This window comes from Photobacterium alginatilyticum (assembly GCF_009910675.1).
GTDB lineage: Bacteria > Pseudomonadota > Gammaproteobacteria > Enterobacterales > Vibrionaceae > Photobacterium > Photobacterium alginatilyticum.
In genome coordinates, this window is the sequence record NZ_RSEJ01000008.1 from 143053 (window position 1) to 157666 (window position 14614).

Below are 14614 nucleotides of genomic sequence, written 5' to 3' on the forward strand. Positions count from 1 at the left end.
ATAATAAAACAAAAGGCATTCGCCGGGCGAATAAAAGGGACTGGTACTGCTGAAGACAGATAAAAAAATACCAACTCCAGATTTAACCTGTAAGTTGGTATTTATCAAGTTCAGACGATTATCAAATCAGCCAAACCGACTAATAGAGCTTATGTCGTCCGGCAATGGAGTGTGACAATGTCGTCCCGTCAACAAGCTCTAGCTCACCGCCGACCGGAACACCGTGTGCAATACGGGTAGCTGGGATCGAGTACTCACTGCACAGCTCTGCAATATAGTGCGCCGTTGCCTCGCCCTCGACTGTCGGATTCGTCGCCAGAATAAGCTCTGATATCTGCTCGTTCTGCAAGCGAAATTCCAGGGTATCGAGGCCAATATCTGACGGACCAATACCGTCAAGCGGGGATAAGTGCCCCATCAGCACGAAATAACGCCCCGAAAACTGCCCCGTTGATTCAACGGCAACAATGTCCGCCGGGCTTTCAACCACGCAGATCTGCCCGTTCTCCTGACGACGAGGGTTGGCACAAATCGCGCACACATCCTCTTCCGTAAAGGTACGACAGCTCTGGCAGTGACCTATTTCGGTCATCGCCTTACTCAGGGCATCAGCCAGTTGCAGACCGCCTTGACGATTACGCTGCAACAAACTGAAGGCCATGCGCTGAGCCGACTTGGGGCCAACCCCAGGCAGACAACGCAAGGCCTCCATCAGTTGTTCCAGTAATTGACTGGTGCGCATTGATTAGAATGGCATCTTGAAGCCGGCAGGTAGGTTCATACCGCCTGTTACGCTTGCCATTTTCTCTTTCTGCGCTTCTTCGATGCGGCGCGCTGCATCGTTAAATGCTGCTGCGATCAAATCTTCCAACATATCTTTATCGTCTTCCATCAAGCTATCATCCAGCTCAACGCGACGTACACTGTGGCTACCAGTCAGAGTCACTTTTACCAGGCCAGCACCGGACTCGCCAGTGACTTCCATGTTTGCAATTTCTTCTTGCATCTTTTGCATGCGCTCTTGCATTTGCTGCGCCTGCTTCATCATGTTGCCCATACCACCTTTACCAAACATATACTCTCTCTCTATTGGTCTGGTTGAAATTCATTTTGCTATATCGTAATACAAACCGACTGTATTACAGCGGCCTAATACTCTCTTCATCAAGTACAGCAGCAAAGCGCTGGCAGATAAAGTTCACATTAGGATCACTCATTAAACTTTGCTTTGCCTGATCAAGCTTCTGGTGATAGAGCCCCTCTCGCCACTCTAGCGGCGAACACCCTTTCTCACCGAGCTCAATCGATAATTCGATTTCCATACCAAGCAATTCACCGATAGCCTGCGCCAACTGCTCTCTGGCCTTAGGGCTATCTAAATGTCGTTGAGACTGGCGTAAGAACAAAGTCACTTGTTGATCGTGTTGCTCAAACGCTGAATTTAATGCCAATTGCTGGACCATTCGCCCTACATTTAGCTTAGTCACTAAATCTGACCAACTATCCTGATTTGCCGCTTCTTTGACAAGCAATTTCGCCATCTCTGGCGTTTTTTCATGCTCTAGCGCGCGCTTCAGCATCGCAGGTGCCACTTCCTGCTTTACCGCCTCTGGCTCAGGCTGAGCCATTGGTTTCCATCGGTATTCTTCATCCGACTTGCTCACTGGTTTCTCGGCAGCTCCCGGCGCTGGCATCGCGGATACTCCGACAGACGGAGCTGACTGACCATTGTGCTTGGTAGCAATGCGGTCTAGCACATTGGTTGCGACTTTTTTAGCTGGCGCCGATTCAGTCTTTTTTGCAGCAGGATGATCCTCATGGCCGCGTTTGCTCTTGCTTCTCAGCTTGTTCCTTGCCGCCAACAACCCTGTTGCTGCCGATGACGGTTGGGCCTGTGGCTGAGCAACCTCAGGCTGTTGCGCAGAAGGCCTTTCCTGACGCAACTCCTGCCGCCGAGGCTCTTGCATAGCAGCATCATAACCTTGCGGAGCATGTTGAGGTACCGCCATAGATGGCTGAGAGCTTCCCTGATGTGGATTACTATTCTGCGGATGGCCGATTTGCGCAGGACTGCCTTGTGGATTCCCGCCCTGCGGATATGATGGAACCTGCTCTTGCGGCACTGGCTCAACAACAGTACGCAGTGGCGACTGCTGGACCGGAGCTACTGGTTGCGGCTGTACCGGCGCATGAGATTGCCCAGCGCTCATCTGCGCTTTCAGAGCCTGCACCCGTTGCATACCCTGCTGGCCTTGTGGCGCTTGGCTCTGGGGCTGTGTAACAGGCTCTGCAGTCGGCACATGAATCGGCTGAGCACTGCTTCCCTGACCCGAAAGCGGTCGGAAAGCCAGCATTCTCAGCAGCACCATCTCCAGTCCCGTACGACCGTCCGGGGCATAGGCCAGATCCTGGCGACCCTGCAAGGCAATCTGATAGCACAGCTGCACTTCCTGGGGCGATACGTGCTTGCTCAGCGCAATAACACGCTCGGCATCGGGAGCGCTTTCATCCAACGACGCTGGCAGCGCCTGATACATAGCGACACGGTGTAGCTGAGCGGCAAGCTCGCTCAGTAGGCTATCCCACTCGACACCGACACCCGCCAGCTCTTCCAGGCATGCCATTGCAGATTGCGCCTCACCCTGTGCCATGGCTTCAAGCAGGTACAGCGCCTGCTCGGTATTCAAGGTTCCCAGCATGGCCGAAACAGACTCGGCCTGAACTTGGCCATTACCCAGGGCTATTGCCTGATCGGTGAGGCTGAGGGCATCACGCATACTGCCTTCCGCCGCTCTGGCCAGCAAGCTCAAGGCTCTAGAATCATGTTCCACCTGCTCTTCTTTTAGCACCTTTTCCAGCTGGGACTGAATTTGGGCATTATCCAGATGTTTCAGGTGAAACTGTAAGCAACGTGACAAAATCGTCACCGGCAGCTTCTGGGGATCGGTCGTAGCCAGGATAAACTTGACGTATTCCGGCGGTTCTTCAAGGGTTTTCAATAGTGCATTAAAGCTGTGACGAGAGAGCATATGCACTTCGTCAATCAGATAAACCTTGAAACGGCCACGGGCAGGTTTGTACTGAACGTTATCAAGCAGTTCACGGGTGTCTTCGACTTTGGTCCGTGATGCCGCATCGATTTCCAGCAAGTCGACAAAGCGGCCTTCGTCGATCTCACGGCAGGTCTCGCACTGACCGCATGGTGTGGATGTCACCCCCTGCTCACAGTTCAGCCCTTTGGCAAAAATACGGGCAATGGTAGTTTTACCCACTCCGCGGGTGCCGCTGAACAAATAGGCATGGTGAAGACGGTTGTGGGCAAGTGCATTGGCCAACGCCGTCAGGACATGGGACTGGCCGACAACATCCTCAAATTGATGTGGTCGCCATTTCCGTGCCAGAACCTGATAACTCATGTTTACTAACCTTACAGAATCAAGAACTCAATGCTAGCACAGGGAGGATTTTTGAGCGAGAGGGCGCCACGGCGAGCGCCCAATGATTAGCCAGATTGATACTGGCTACAGGGATTAGTGACCGTCGAAGTCACAGATGCTGTATACGTTAAGGCCAATGCCTTCCAGACGCTCTGCACCACCCAGCTCTGGCAGGTTGATCACAAACGCGGCATCTTCAACCACACCGCCCAAACGGCGAACCAGTTTGGTTGTCGCTTCAATGGTGCCGCCGGTAGCCAGCAAATCATCAACCAGCAGTACCTTGTCGCCTTCGCTAATCGCATCGACATGGATCTCTAGCGTATCCTGACCGTATTCAAGCTCATAGCTTTCACCGATCACCTCACGAGGCAGTTTGCCAGGTTTGCGAACCGGCACAAAACCAACACCCAGCTCGAGTGCCAGCGGGGCACCAAACAAAAAGCCGCGCGCCTCGGTACCGATTACTTTCGTAATACCTTTGTTTTTGTATTGCTCGATCAGCACTTGCATCGTTGCGCTATAAGCTGCAGGGTCTTCCATCAGGCTGGTAATATCTCGGAACAAAATACCTGGCTTCGGGTAGTCCGGGATAGATTTAATGCTACGCTTGATCAAAGCTAGTTTTTCTTGAGTCATAATCGTTTTCCGTGCACCATCTTACGCAAGTGCTGTAGCGCTTGTTAAAAAGCCTGGCGCAGGGACAAACCTCGGCAGCAGGCAAATAAATTCCGGAGCAAATAGTATTGATTTTCACAGGCGGGAGCAACTAATACCAAGGGTTCTTTGTCATGAATCAATAGATATCGTTTACATCTTGCCGGACTCGTAAGCAACGACTTACTTATTACCTACAGGTGCGTTTGAAAAGCGTGAGTTATCTACCACCGGCAACCGGTTGAACCAAACCAGCAACAGGGTAGCCATCCCCATCAGCATCACTTTATGCCATAGTAAGGGCACCAGATAAATAGACAGAGAGAAGCTGAGCACTATGGTGATATTTGCCCGACGCTTGACCGTTCTTGAGACCGCTCTGTTATCATGCCAGTTTTGCAGAACCGGGCCGAAGTGCGGATGTTGATGAAGCCAGCGGCTGAGGCGGGGCGAGCCACGCATGAAACAGGCGCTGGCCAGTAGCAAAAAAGGGGTCGTCGGCAGCAAAGGCAGGAAAATGCCCAAGACACCGAGAACAACACACAACCAGCCAATACTTAACAAGATGGCTCGTTTAATGATGTTTTTCATCTCCCCCTTCCTTACCGGTCGGGATAGAATACCAACCCAGGCATCAGTCGCTGATACTATAGGCTCAGTATTCCCAACCAGGTTAAACTTGCCGGTAGTGTTGGCAGTGCCAGTGCAACGAGAAAACCAACAAAATATTTAAAACTATACGGGTCTTTAAAACCGTGTTCCATGGTACGCTTCCTTTATTGAGTATATATAGCTGACTTGCTTATTGTCAGCAGCTTCTTTGGCTGCCGATCTTGAGCGAAAATCACTATAGCGGATCATGAAAGCGACAAAAACCGATGGAATTTATGGTTATTCTGCCCATTACTCTATAAAGGTTTGATTCAAATCACAATCAAACTATCAAACCGTCTTAGACTAAATTTATCACTTATAAACATAATACCGAGATATGACAACGTCAGAGCGTACTTACCAACAGCTAAAAGAGCATTTGGAGCAGGAACATACTCAGTTAGCCAAAGAGCTTAAGCATGAAATGCTGCTAAATACTCTTGTCCCTTCGGCGACAGCCATTGAGCAGGCCGATCTCAATGAGCTCATCGTGATGGCAAAATCCTCATTCATTCCAAACCTGTTTGATTTGGCGATGAAAATGGAAAAAGTCGATGCTGCCATCTGCTCAATCAAACTTGGCATGTATGGGCTGTGCGTGGACTGTGAGGAAGAAATTGAACTTGAAGAGCTTCAGGCCGACCCGGCTCAGCCGCGATGTCATTCATGTCGCGCCCATAGCCGCTATCACCATGATAAGTAACGTAAATTGGCGGGATAAAACATAACAGCCACCATTGGCGGCTGGCCCAGCATCCCGCAATCAGCTTAGCTAGCTATACGTTACATTAGCTTGCGATAAACAATTATCGATCACTGCGCATCTTGTGCTTTTGCCCACTGGTAAAAGGCAGCTTTTTCTTCTGCATTTGCCTTGACATACCAGAGTTTCAACTGTGCCAAAGCATCGCCAGAGATCGTCACTTCGCCCTGTTCACTCACTTCAACAGCGGCTTGTTCAAGATTGACGGCGTAGCCTTGCTCAAAAGTGATCCCATGCTGACGGTTATAGTCTGCCACCAGTGCTTCCATGTCCTTAAATGCCCCGAAGCCTTTCCCCTCTAACTCAACATATGGCAATAAAGATGTTGAGCCGTCACTTGACTCAAGCTGCCACTGTACGCCACGGTTAAAATGCGCTTTCGCCTGCGAAAGCGTCGTCAAACGAGGTAAGGTGATCGTCACATCATCATCTGGCACATCCATCTCAAACAAGTATGGACGAGTTGTATACATTGTCTTTTTGGAGCCGTTTTTCAGCTCACCATCAAAACGAACCACAATCTGGTGCCTGCCTGGCTGAAGTTCGACCGATTCCGTAGATGACCAAATAGATGACTGCACTTTTTTGCCATCGACAACAAGTAATTCGACATTTTTACTGCTCGACACTGTTGCAGCCTGCAACCCACCAGAAAGCAACACTAGCGTTAATCCAACTAATTTCTTCATTTCAACCCTTGAATTTATACCAAGTTTCTCGATAGCGATAAGATAGCAAAAAGCCGCCCATTAAAGGCGGCTTTTTCAAGAAGAACTCTAAGAAATAATCAATCTTAGAAAGAAACTTCCATACCAGCTACGTAACCGAACTCAGCATCGTCTACGTCTGAGTAACCGATTTCGCCGTATACTTTTACGTTGCTGTGTAGTTGCTGAGTTACGTTGCCGTAGAAAACGTTAGCGTCTTCAACAGTCATAGCTGAACTTTCAGGGCTCCAGTATGTGTAGCCAAGAGCAAATGTAGTCTTGTCCATAGTGTAAGAACCAGCTAGTGCCGCTGTATCAGCTTCAACTTTTTTGCTTGTATCTGCAGCTAGCTCGTAATCAACCTGGCCGAAAGATGCAGCAAACGCATATGCACCCATGATGTATTCAGCTTCTAGCTGAGCACCATCGATGTCAACTGGTTGTTTTTCACCTTTAGCATTTTTAAAGATGTCAAACTTGTCAGAACTTACGTCATCACCAGAGTATAGATATACACGTGCGTCCAAGTCACCGAAGCGTGCACCTAGACGACCATCGATGATTTTTGTTTCGTCAGCGTTGCCTTTAGGGTTAGTTTCTTTTAGTAGAGCAGAAACGCCTGCATAGAACTGACCGTTATCAAACACATACTTGATGGTCTGGTCACCCTGAGCCTGAACAAAATCGATACCGTCACCGCCTAGTTCGATGTCTTTACCAATGCCAGAATCATCCGCAATTAGGTACTGACGACCAAAAGTAAATGTACCAAAGTCACCTTGGAAACCAACCCAAAGCTCGTCATTTTTAACGCCAGCTTCTGATTGGCCAGCATCTTCAAATTTGAACGCCATAGCTGCAACTGCATTCAAGTTATTTGATACAGGAACGGTAGTGCTGAACGCTAGATCGCCATCATCTAGACGGAATGCCGCATCACTGTTCGCTGAATAACCCTGGAAGTACTGAACTTCAGCTGCGCCAGCAACGTCAACAAGTACGCCTTCAGAGTCATATAGGTTTACGCCTGCTTGCGCAGAACCAGCTGCTAGTACTGCTAGTGCTAGAAGTGTCTTTTTCATGATATCCACTGCCTTTTCTTATTTAGACTGGAATTCCTGTTTCCAGAATTCCTTTTCTTTATAATCCTCCGGCTTCTAATCCCCTCATAACATAAAGAAAGATAAAAACCGAAGGTAAGTAACTTGTGGGCTCATCCTGACAGAACATTTATCCCTGTGTCAAATCATCTAAAAAGAACATCAAAAAAACTCAAAACAATTAAAAATCAGGTAGTTACAACCACCACTGGCTGTTTATTCATCACCAATATGCACCGCAACACGGTCTTGCCATTTTTTCACTCCAAACAAAAAACAACACAAAAAACCTAAAAACAGCAAAAAAATCACACAACACAGGATAAAACACCAAGCAGAGTCCGGTTCAGTGGTTAATCCCTTGTTTATAAACAACTAGCTAAGCCGTTCAGTTTAGGTTCAATCTTATTTCGTGACTAAGATCCCACTTTTTTTATAAAATTGTTCAGAACACGTTACCGCTCACATTTAGAGGTTCGTGCTATAATGCCAACCCCTGTCCTTATTAAGTTTCAGTTATGTTACACAGCCAGATAAAAAGTGATATCAAACAATGCTATGAGAACCTGGGTGCCCAGTTAGATAACTTTATCCCCAGACGCGCACAGAATTATCTGGTTGCTGAAATAGCCAAAACACTGGCAGGCGAATACCACCCCAAACACCGTATGCTGGTAGCAGAAGCCGGTACAGGGATCGGTAAATCTCTGTCATATCTGTTGGGCGGTATCCCTTTTGCTCTGTTCAATAACAAGAAAATACTGATCTCAACCGCAACGGTGGCGCTTCAGGAACAGCTCATCAACAAAGATCTGCCACTGTTTAATCAAATTTTTCCTAAAGAGTTCAGTTTTATCCTGGCCAAGGGCAGGCAACGTTACTGCTGCACCCATAAGCTAGAAGCGTGCTGTATTACCGATACTGATCAACAGGTTGCGCTATGGGAAGAAAAACCTAAAAAGTCAGATTTAGAACTTTTGAAGCGGATGCTGAAAGCTGTTGAAACGCGGAAATGGGACGGTGACCGTGACAGCTGGCCAACAGCTGTTCCTGATCGCGTCTGGCAACAAATCGTCGCTGACAAGCATAGTTGCCATGCTGGGCTCCCCAAGCACCGTAGTTGCCCATTTGCCAAGGCTCGCGAACACCTTGAAAAAGCCGATGTCATTGTGGCCAACCATGCCTTGCTGATGGCCGATATCGAGCTTGGCGGCGGTATTATCCTGCCAGAGCCCGAGCAAACCATTTATGTCATTGATGAAGCCCATCACCTGCCCCAGGTGGCCAGAGACTTCTCCTCGGCAGCAGCCAGCCTCAAAGGTGCGGCCACCTGGCTGGAGAAACTCAATCAATCTGTAGGCAAACTGGCTGAGCTGGCGGATTATAAGAAATCAGGGCGTTTCCAAACCAACCTCAATGAAACCATCAGCTATCTGATACCGACACTGAGACAAATTGCAGCCAATATCGACCCGAGCCAGTTTAACCAGGACGGTATTTATCGATTTGAACACGGTGAACTTCCCAGTTGGCTAGTCGAGGAGGCGAAAAGCTGCAAAGAAGCCAGCAAGAAGGCATTACAGTCACTTGGAAAAATCCATGACCTTATCGCCGAGCGAACCAAGGACAACGAGATACTTCCCAGGCTGGGAGAGCAGGCACTTGCCGAGTCCGGATTTTACTTACAGCGGCTGGAAAACCTGGAGAAAGTCTGGTCCCTGATGGCCCAACCCAACAAGGACAAGGGTGCCCCGTTAGCCCGCTGGATAGAGAAAAACCCCGATCGCGAGGGAGACTATATCATTGAAGTTTCCCCGCTCGAGGTCGGCTACCGGCTGGATCAGCTGCTCTGGAGCCGTGCAGCCGGTTCCATTTTAGTATCAGCCACCCTCAGGGCATTGAACCAATTTGACTACTTCTGTCGCCAGGCAGGTATCTTTGAGAAAGAGAGCACACGCTTTCTGGCACTGGCTTCACCGTTTGACTATCAGAACAATGCCCGTCTGGTCATCCCGGCCATGTCGCTTGAACCGCAGGCCGACAAGTTCACCGATCTCTTGATCAAAACCCTGCCGGAATATCTCGAAGGCGAAAAGGCCAGCCTGGTGCTGTTTTCTTCATATTGGCAGATGAACAAGGTTGCGGAAGCATTACGGCCACTGATGAAGAAAAACAAGTGGGAGCTGTTGATACAAGGTGAAGAATCAAGAAATCTCACTCTAAAAAAACATAAAGAAAACTGTCAAAAAGGTAAAGCCAGCATTCTTTTCGGTACCGGCAGTTTTTCTGAAGGGCTTGATTTACCTGGAGGTTTACTTACCAATTTGATTATTACCAAAATCCCCTTTGCAGTTCCGACTTCACCGGTAGAAGAGGCTCATGCCGAGTATATTGAAAGCCGGGGTGGCAATCCCTTCCTGCAAATCTCGGTACCGGAAGCCAGTAAAAAACTGATCCAATCAGCAGGACGCCTACTGCGCAAAGAAGAGGATTCTGGTAGAGTCGTGCTGCTCGACCGCCGGGTGATCAGCCGTCGCTACGGTAAGGCACTACTTGATTCATTACCGCCTTTTAAACGTGTCATTGAATACGCCTAAATAATACTTAAACCAAGAATAACGATTAATGATAGAAATGATTGAACCAAGTATGCTCATCATACTTGGTCTTGTAGCGTTAGCTGCCGGGTTTATTGATGCCGTCGCCGGAGGAGGAGGAATGCTGACTGTTCCCGCTCTGCTCTCAATCGGCCTGCCCCCGCATATCGCACTTGGAACCAATAAACTGGCTGCGACCTTTGCTTCATCAACCGCAGCCTGGACGTATTATAAAAAGCAGTTATTCTCGCCGGCTTTTTGGCGGATGTCGTTTGTCGCAACCCTAATCGGCGCAATCAGCGGTACTCTGGTTGTGGATCTCATCAGCACTGCCTGGCTGGAAAAAGTTCTGCCGCTGATCATTCTGACCGTCGCGGTCTACACCATCTGGCACCCGCACCCGAAGGGGAATTCTCATCACCTTCCTACGCCATGTAAGAAGCTGACCAGGAAACAATGGATCCAGGGCACCACACTTGGCTTTTATGATGGCGTGGCCGGGCCGGGAACCGGAGCCTTCTGGACCGTCTCCAACATGGCGCTCTATCGGCTCGATATCCTAATGGCATCCGGACTGTCCAAGGCGATGAACTTCACCAGCAATCTAACCTCGCTGGTCACCTTTGCCATTCTTGGTCATATTAATTTCGCGCTCGGCCTGACAATGGGCGTATGCTTAATGCTAGGGGCCTATATCGGCGCACATTCAGCTATCCGGTTTGGAGCCAAATTTATCCGTCCGGTGTTCGTCACCGTTGTTATTGTGCTGGCTGTCAAGCTTGCCTGGCAAGCCTGGTTCTAGAACAGGAAGGAATTATGCCTGATCTTAAACGGTTAGAAGATATACTGGAACAACTGGCACAAGACGCTGCGCAAATTGATCGTAAGCGGGGGGAGGCACAACGCCCTTTATTTGATGAACAGCTTTTTTTCTGTCGCAGTAAACTACTGACTCCTTGTGTAACAGAAGTGCGCAGTGAAATTACCGCACTGAGAAACGAGCGGAAAACCGGTAAATTACTGGCATCACGGACCCAGCACATCTGTGAAAAAGTCGTCGCTCAAATTCAGGCTATCCAGCGTGAACTCGCCACAGTGCAAGTGCGTAAAAACGAACCCAAGCGCAACCGGGGTTGGCGACGCCCTATTCATGAAATGTATCAGGATTTAGCCCAGCACCAAGATTGGGAGCGGCGGCTTGCAGCGATGCAAAGAGACAAGGAAATGCTGCTAAGCCGGTGTACAACGATGACGGAACAGCAAAAACTGCAAAAAGAAGTGTTAGCGCTCGAAGGAAGACTGACACGCTGCCGGACGGCCCTTGCCAAAATTGAAAAAGATATCAGCCATCGGGAACGGAAAGGATAACAGATGCTGCCCCTGGTCTATCACCCTATCTATTCAGAGCTTGAGCTGCCGGACGGCCACCGTTACCCCATCTCGAAGTACCGCCGCCTGTATCAGTATCTGATTGACGAAATGAAACTCGATCAAGACAACGAGATCCTGTTCTGCCAGCCAGAAGTGATTGGTGTCGATGAACTGAAAGCGCTCCATCACCCCGCTTATATTGAAGCATTGTTTAGCAATGCCCTGCCCGCGGCTAAAATGCGCCGTATTGGTTTCCCATGGAGCCAGCAGCTGGTCAATCGGACATTAACGTCTACCGCCGGCACCAAATTAACCGTCGATCTGGCCAGTCAATATGGGATCGGTATCCACCTCAGTGGTGGCTATCACCATGCGCATCATGATTTTGGCAGTGGTTTTTGTCTGGTCAACGACCTGGCATTGGCGGCCAGACACGCCCTTACCCTCGATAATATCGACAAAGTGATGATTATCGACTGTGATGTTCATCAGGGTGACGGTACGGCCACCCTGCTCCGCGACGATGACAACATCATTACGTTTTCCGTTCACTGCGACAAAAATTTCCCGGCGCGTAAGCCTGCTTCCGATATCGACCTGGCGTTGCCCAAACACACGGCAACCACCGAATACCTGGAGACTTTCGAATCTATCCTGAATCTGGCTCTGGCCCAGCACCAACCTGATTTCATCATTTATGATGCCGGTGTCGATATCCACCAGCATGATGAACTGGGCTATTTTGATGTCTGCCTTGATGGCATCTACCGCCGTGATCTTCTGGTACTCAACCGTTGCCAGCAAGCCGACATACCTATTGCCGCAGTCGTCGGTGGCGGATACCGGCAAGATCATCAGCAACTGGTCGAACTGCACGCCCAATTAGTTCATGCCGCAAGAAAAAGTCTATCATTCAGGGTAATATTGCTGAATTAGCTTTGCTCAATTCACACCAAAGCGATAACCGAATAGTAAATAATCGTATAAGCTCTAAATTAAGAGAGAAAGTAATAATGACAAACGATAATTCACCGTCATCACTCGAAGAAGCTCCAGCAGATATTAAACTGGCTGTTGATCTTATTTACTTACTTGAAACTAATGAAATACCGCCTGAGGTTGCATTATCGGCGTTAGAAATTGTGGCTCAAGATCTCAAAACAAAGATAAATAAAGACCAATAGCCTCTAACACTCACACCTTTACTATTTGTCTGACGACAAAATAGCCTGCGATTCCAGCTGCAGCCTGCCCTCAGGCTGCTTACTCTCGCCACACCAGACCGTCATGAAAATGACACTTTAATTGTAAATCCGTCAATTAAATAACCAATTTTGATTTTAATAAAAATATAACCATATATTAGAGGTATGCGATTTAATTTACGCATAAATATATCTAGAATACTGGCTGCTTATATTATTATTAAAACTCTACCTACTTTTTGTTTTTAAATTCACCGCCAAGGAGTATCTCATGAAGAGGGAATTTAAAGTGGCAGCACTTGCCGCAGCAATTGCACTGTCAGGCTGTGCATCCGACTCAGATTCAACGGCTAGCCTCCCTTTGGACACCAACCAGTCTCAAACGGCAATACAAATTGATGCAGTTAAGCAGTCAATTGATTTGGCGGAAAAAACACTTGAGTCTTCTTATCAGGCGGATCTGGATTGGTTTGCTTCAATTCAAGTCCGAGATGCGAAAATAGCGCTGGCCGAGGCCAAGGAATATTATGCCGAATTTGAGCTTGACCCATCCGAAGCAAACAGCAGTAGCGGCTTCTTTAGCTCAAAAACCAACCTTCAGGCTACTGAAGAGGGCATCGCCAAGTTCAACGCGCACATCAACAAGGCTGAATCCATTCGTGGCGAAGTGTTGATTGTATTAGAAGATGCCTTTGGTTACCGAGAGCAGCTGGCAACCATCAATGCTGCGAAATACTATCCCAAAACAGCCAAACAGCTTGAGCAGAATCTGAAAAAGCTTGTTGACTATATGGCCAACGAAGATACCGACAAGGCCATCAATGCTCAGCCAGAGCTAGTACGAAAGCAGCGCGCGCTGGAAGTCAAAACAGTCACTCGCATCTACTTGTCTGATGCGCAAAAAGAGCTGAAACGCCTGAAAACCGCAAAAGTAGGCATGCATGCACCTGAAACACTGGCCCGTGCCGCCGCCGCGGTAACAGCTGCCGAAGCTTTCATTGCCGCAGAGCCGCGCTCGACAGCGAAAATCATCGACAAAGCCGATGAAGCTATGTTCTCACTTAACCATGCTCAGCAAATTGCCACCGTAGTGAAGAAACTAAAAGCAATGCCGGAGAAAGACTACGAGCGCCATGTATTGAGCTACGAGAAAATTTTGCTTGAAATCACCCTTGCGCTTGGTGCTGAAGACATGCGTGACCAGGCGATCAGCAAACAAGGTAAAAACCTTGTCCAGTACATCAGAGATAACCTGCGTGACGAGCAGAAAACAATGCTTGCCCAGCAGAAAGTCCGCAGCGAGCTAATCGATGAGAAAGCCCGTACCGCTCAGCTTGAAAAAGAAGTAGCCAAGCTATCAGCCCAGCTTCTTGCAACCAAGCAGGCAACAGCTGAAAATGCAACACCAGTGAAAAGTGCAACGGTTACCACTGAAGCCGACACTACGGAAACCACTACCACAACCAATGAAGCAAGCTAAGCCTACATCGTCTTAGCCTTTCTAATTAAAAACGCCCCTTCTCACGACGGGGCGTTTTTCTTTATGTCTATAATTAATACCCAAACAACAATGAACCTTGACCTTCCCCCTAGGGAAGGGTTTAAAGTTTTCAACGAGACTTCAATAAAGTTATTATGATTTTAATGACATACCGTATTAGCACATACAATTTGCTAGCCTTAGTTCTGGTATTGATGATCAGCCTGATCACCAAGCCGGTATTGGGTATGTCTGCTCATCATATGAACATGGAGGCATCAACTTCAGTATCTCTGATATCTCACCTGCAGCCAACTAAAACCAGTGCTCATAATGTCGGTAGTGACTGTCATCAGACACTCCACTCGCTTTCAGAATCGCAGCCCGAGTGTTGTTCTACCCCTGATTCCACTGCTTCATCATGCTCTGACTGCGATATGAGCCATTGCCAGCCTTACAGCAGTTACCTGCCAATAGGCGGTGAGACTTTTTCCGGCTTAACTAGCAGTCACCTTATTCCACAACTGACATCCGCCTACCCAGTCTCGCGGACAGAAACCCTGCTCCGTCCACCCATCGTATAAATACCTACCGCAAATCTAACTCGCAGCTTTCAGCCCCATATTAGGTGTTATATCACCAA

General features: G+C 48.4%; 15 protein-coding genes. 8 read left to right on the forward strand and 7 right to left on the reverse strand.

Annotation, left to right across the window (positions count from 1 at the left end; all coding sequences use genetic code 11):
* Positions 1-139: 139 nt before the first annotated feature.
* The 5 genes from recR to EIZ48_RS09870 all read right to left on the reverse strand — a co-directional run bounded on the left by recR (position 140) and on the right by EIZ48_RS09870 (position 4685).
* On the reverse strand, positions 140-742 hold the full coding sequence (gene recR, locus EIZ48_RS09850) for a recombination mediator RecR (RefSeq protein ID WP_075768272.1): 603 nt from the start codon (positions 740-742) through the stop codon (positions 140-142).
* Positions 743-745: 3 nt separating this feature from the next.
* Positions 746-1075 (reverse strand): YbaB/EbfC family nucleoid-associated protein, encoded by a 330-nt coding sequence (locus EIZ48_RS09855; protein ID WP_160650537.1) that lies wholly within the window; start codon positions 1073-1075, stop codon positions 746-748.
* A gap of 64 nt (positions 1076-1139) precedes the next feature.
* Entirely contained in the window at positions 1140-3416 is a 2277-nt protein-coding gene (gene dnaX, locus EIZ48_RS09860) for a DNA polymerase III subunit gamma/tau (RefSeq protein WP_160650539.1), read from the reverse strand.
* Positions 3417-3530: 114 nt separating this feature from the next.
* Complete coding sequence (gene apt / locus EIZ48_RS09865) at positions 3531-4076, reverse strand: adenine phosphoribosyltransferase (protein WP_075768269.1); 546 nt, start codon at positions 4074-4076, stop codon at positions 3531-3533.
* Between the two features lie 201 nt (positions 4077-4277).
* Positions 4278-4685 (reverse strand): YbaN family protein, encoded by a 408-nt coding sequence (locus EIZ48_RS09870; protein ID WP_160650541.1) that lies wholly within the window; start codon positions 4683-4685, stop codon positions 4278-4280.
* Between the two features lie 400 nt (positions 4686-5085).
* Here EIZ48_RS09870 and EIZ48_RS09875 point away from each other — a divergent pair, with 400 nt between their 5' ends.
* Complete coding sequence (locus tag EIZ48_RS09875) at positions 5086-5451, forward strand: conjugal transfer protein TraR (protein ID WP_160650543.1); 366 nt, start codon at positions 5086-5088, stop codon at positions 5449-5451.
* Positions 5452-5561: 110 nt separating this feature from the next.
* Here the strand turns inward: EIZ48_RS09875 and EIZ48_RS09880 are convergent, their stop codons facing one another.
* Complete coding sequence (locus tag EIZ48_RS09880) at positions 5562-6200, reverse strand: YccT family protein (protein ID WP_160650544.1); 639 nt, start codon at positions 6198-6200, stop codon at positions 5562-5564.
* 104 nt (positions 6201-6304) lie between these two features.
* The gene (locus tag EIZ48_RS09885; RefSeq protein WP_160650546.1) at positions 6305-7300 is read right to left on the reverse strand and encodes a porin; all 996 of its coding nucleotides are present in this window, start codon (positions 7298-7300) and stop codon (positions 6305-6307) included.
* Between the two features lie 536 nt (positions 7301-7836).
* Between EIZ48_RS09885 and dinG the strand changes: the two genes are divergently transcribed.
* The 7 genes from dinG to EIZ48_RS09920 all read left to right on the forward strand — a co-directional run bounded on the left by dinG (position 7837) and on the right by EIZ48_RS09920 (position 14555).
* Positions 7837-9915 (forward strand): ATP-dependent DNA helicase DinG, encoded by a 2079-nt coding sequence (gene dinG / locus EIZ48_RS09890; RefSeq protein WP_160650548.1) that lies wholly within the window; start codon positions 7837-7839, stop codon positions 9913-9915.
* A 28-nt stretch (positions 9916-9943) separates the two neighbouring features.
* Positions 9944-10717: a sulfite exporter TauE/SafE family protein gene (locus tag EIZ48_RS09895; protein WP_160650550.1), complete on the forward strand. Its 774-nt coding sequence runs from the start codon at positions 9944-9946 to the stop codon at positions 10715-10717.
* A gap of 14 nt (positions 10718-10731) precedes the next feature.
* Positions 10732-11283: a primosomal replication protein gene (locus EIZ48_RS09900; protein WP_160650552.1), complete on the forward strand. Its 552-nt coding sequence runs from the start codon at positions 10732-10734 to the stop codon at positions 11281-11283.
* Between the two features lie 3 nt (positions 11284-11286).
* Positions 11287-12222: a histone deacetylase family protein gene (locus EIZ48_RS09905; RefSeq protein WP_160650554.1), complete on the forward strand. Its 936-nt coding sequence runs from the start codon at positions 11287-11289 to the stop codon at positions 12220-12222.
* 77 nt (positions 12223-12299) lie between these two features.
* Positions 12300-12470 (forward strand): pleiotropic regulatory protein RsmS, encoded by a 171-nt coding sequence (rsmS, locus tag EIZ48_RS09910; protein ID WP_160650555.1) that lies wholly within the window; start codon positions 12300-12302, stop codon positions 12468-12470.
* A 292-nt stretch (positions 12471-12762) separates the two neighbouring features.
* The gene (locus EIZ48_RS09915; RefSeq protein ID WP_160650556.1) at positions 12763-13971 is read left to right on the forward strand and encodes a hypothetical protein; all 1209 of its coding nucleotides are present in this window, start codon (positions 12763-12765) and stop codon (positions 13969-13971) included.
* Positions 13972-14135: 164 nt separating this feature from the next.
* Entirely contained in the window at positions 14136-14555 is a 420-nt protein-coding gene (locus tag EIZ48_RS09920) for a hypothetical protein (protein WP_160650557.1), read from the forward strand.
* Positions 14556-14614: the final 59 nt, after the last annotated feature.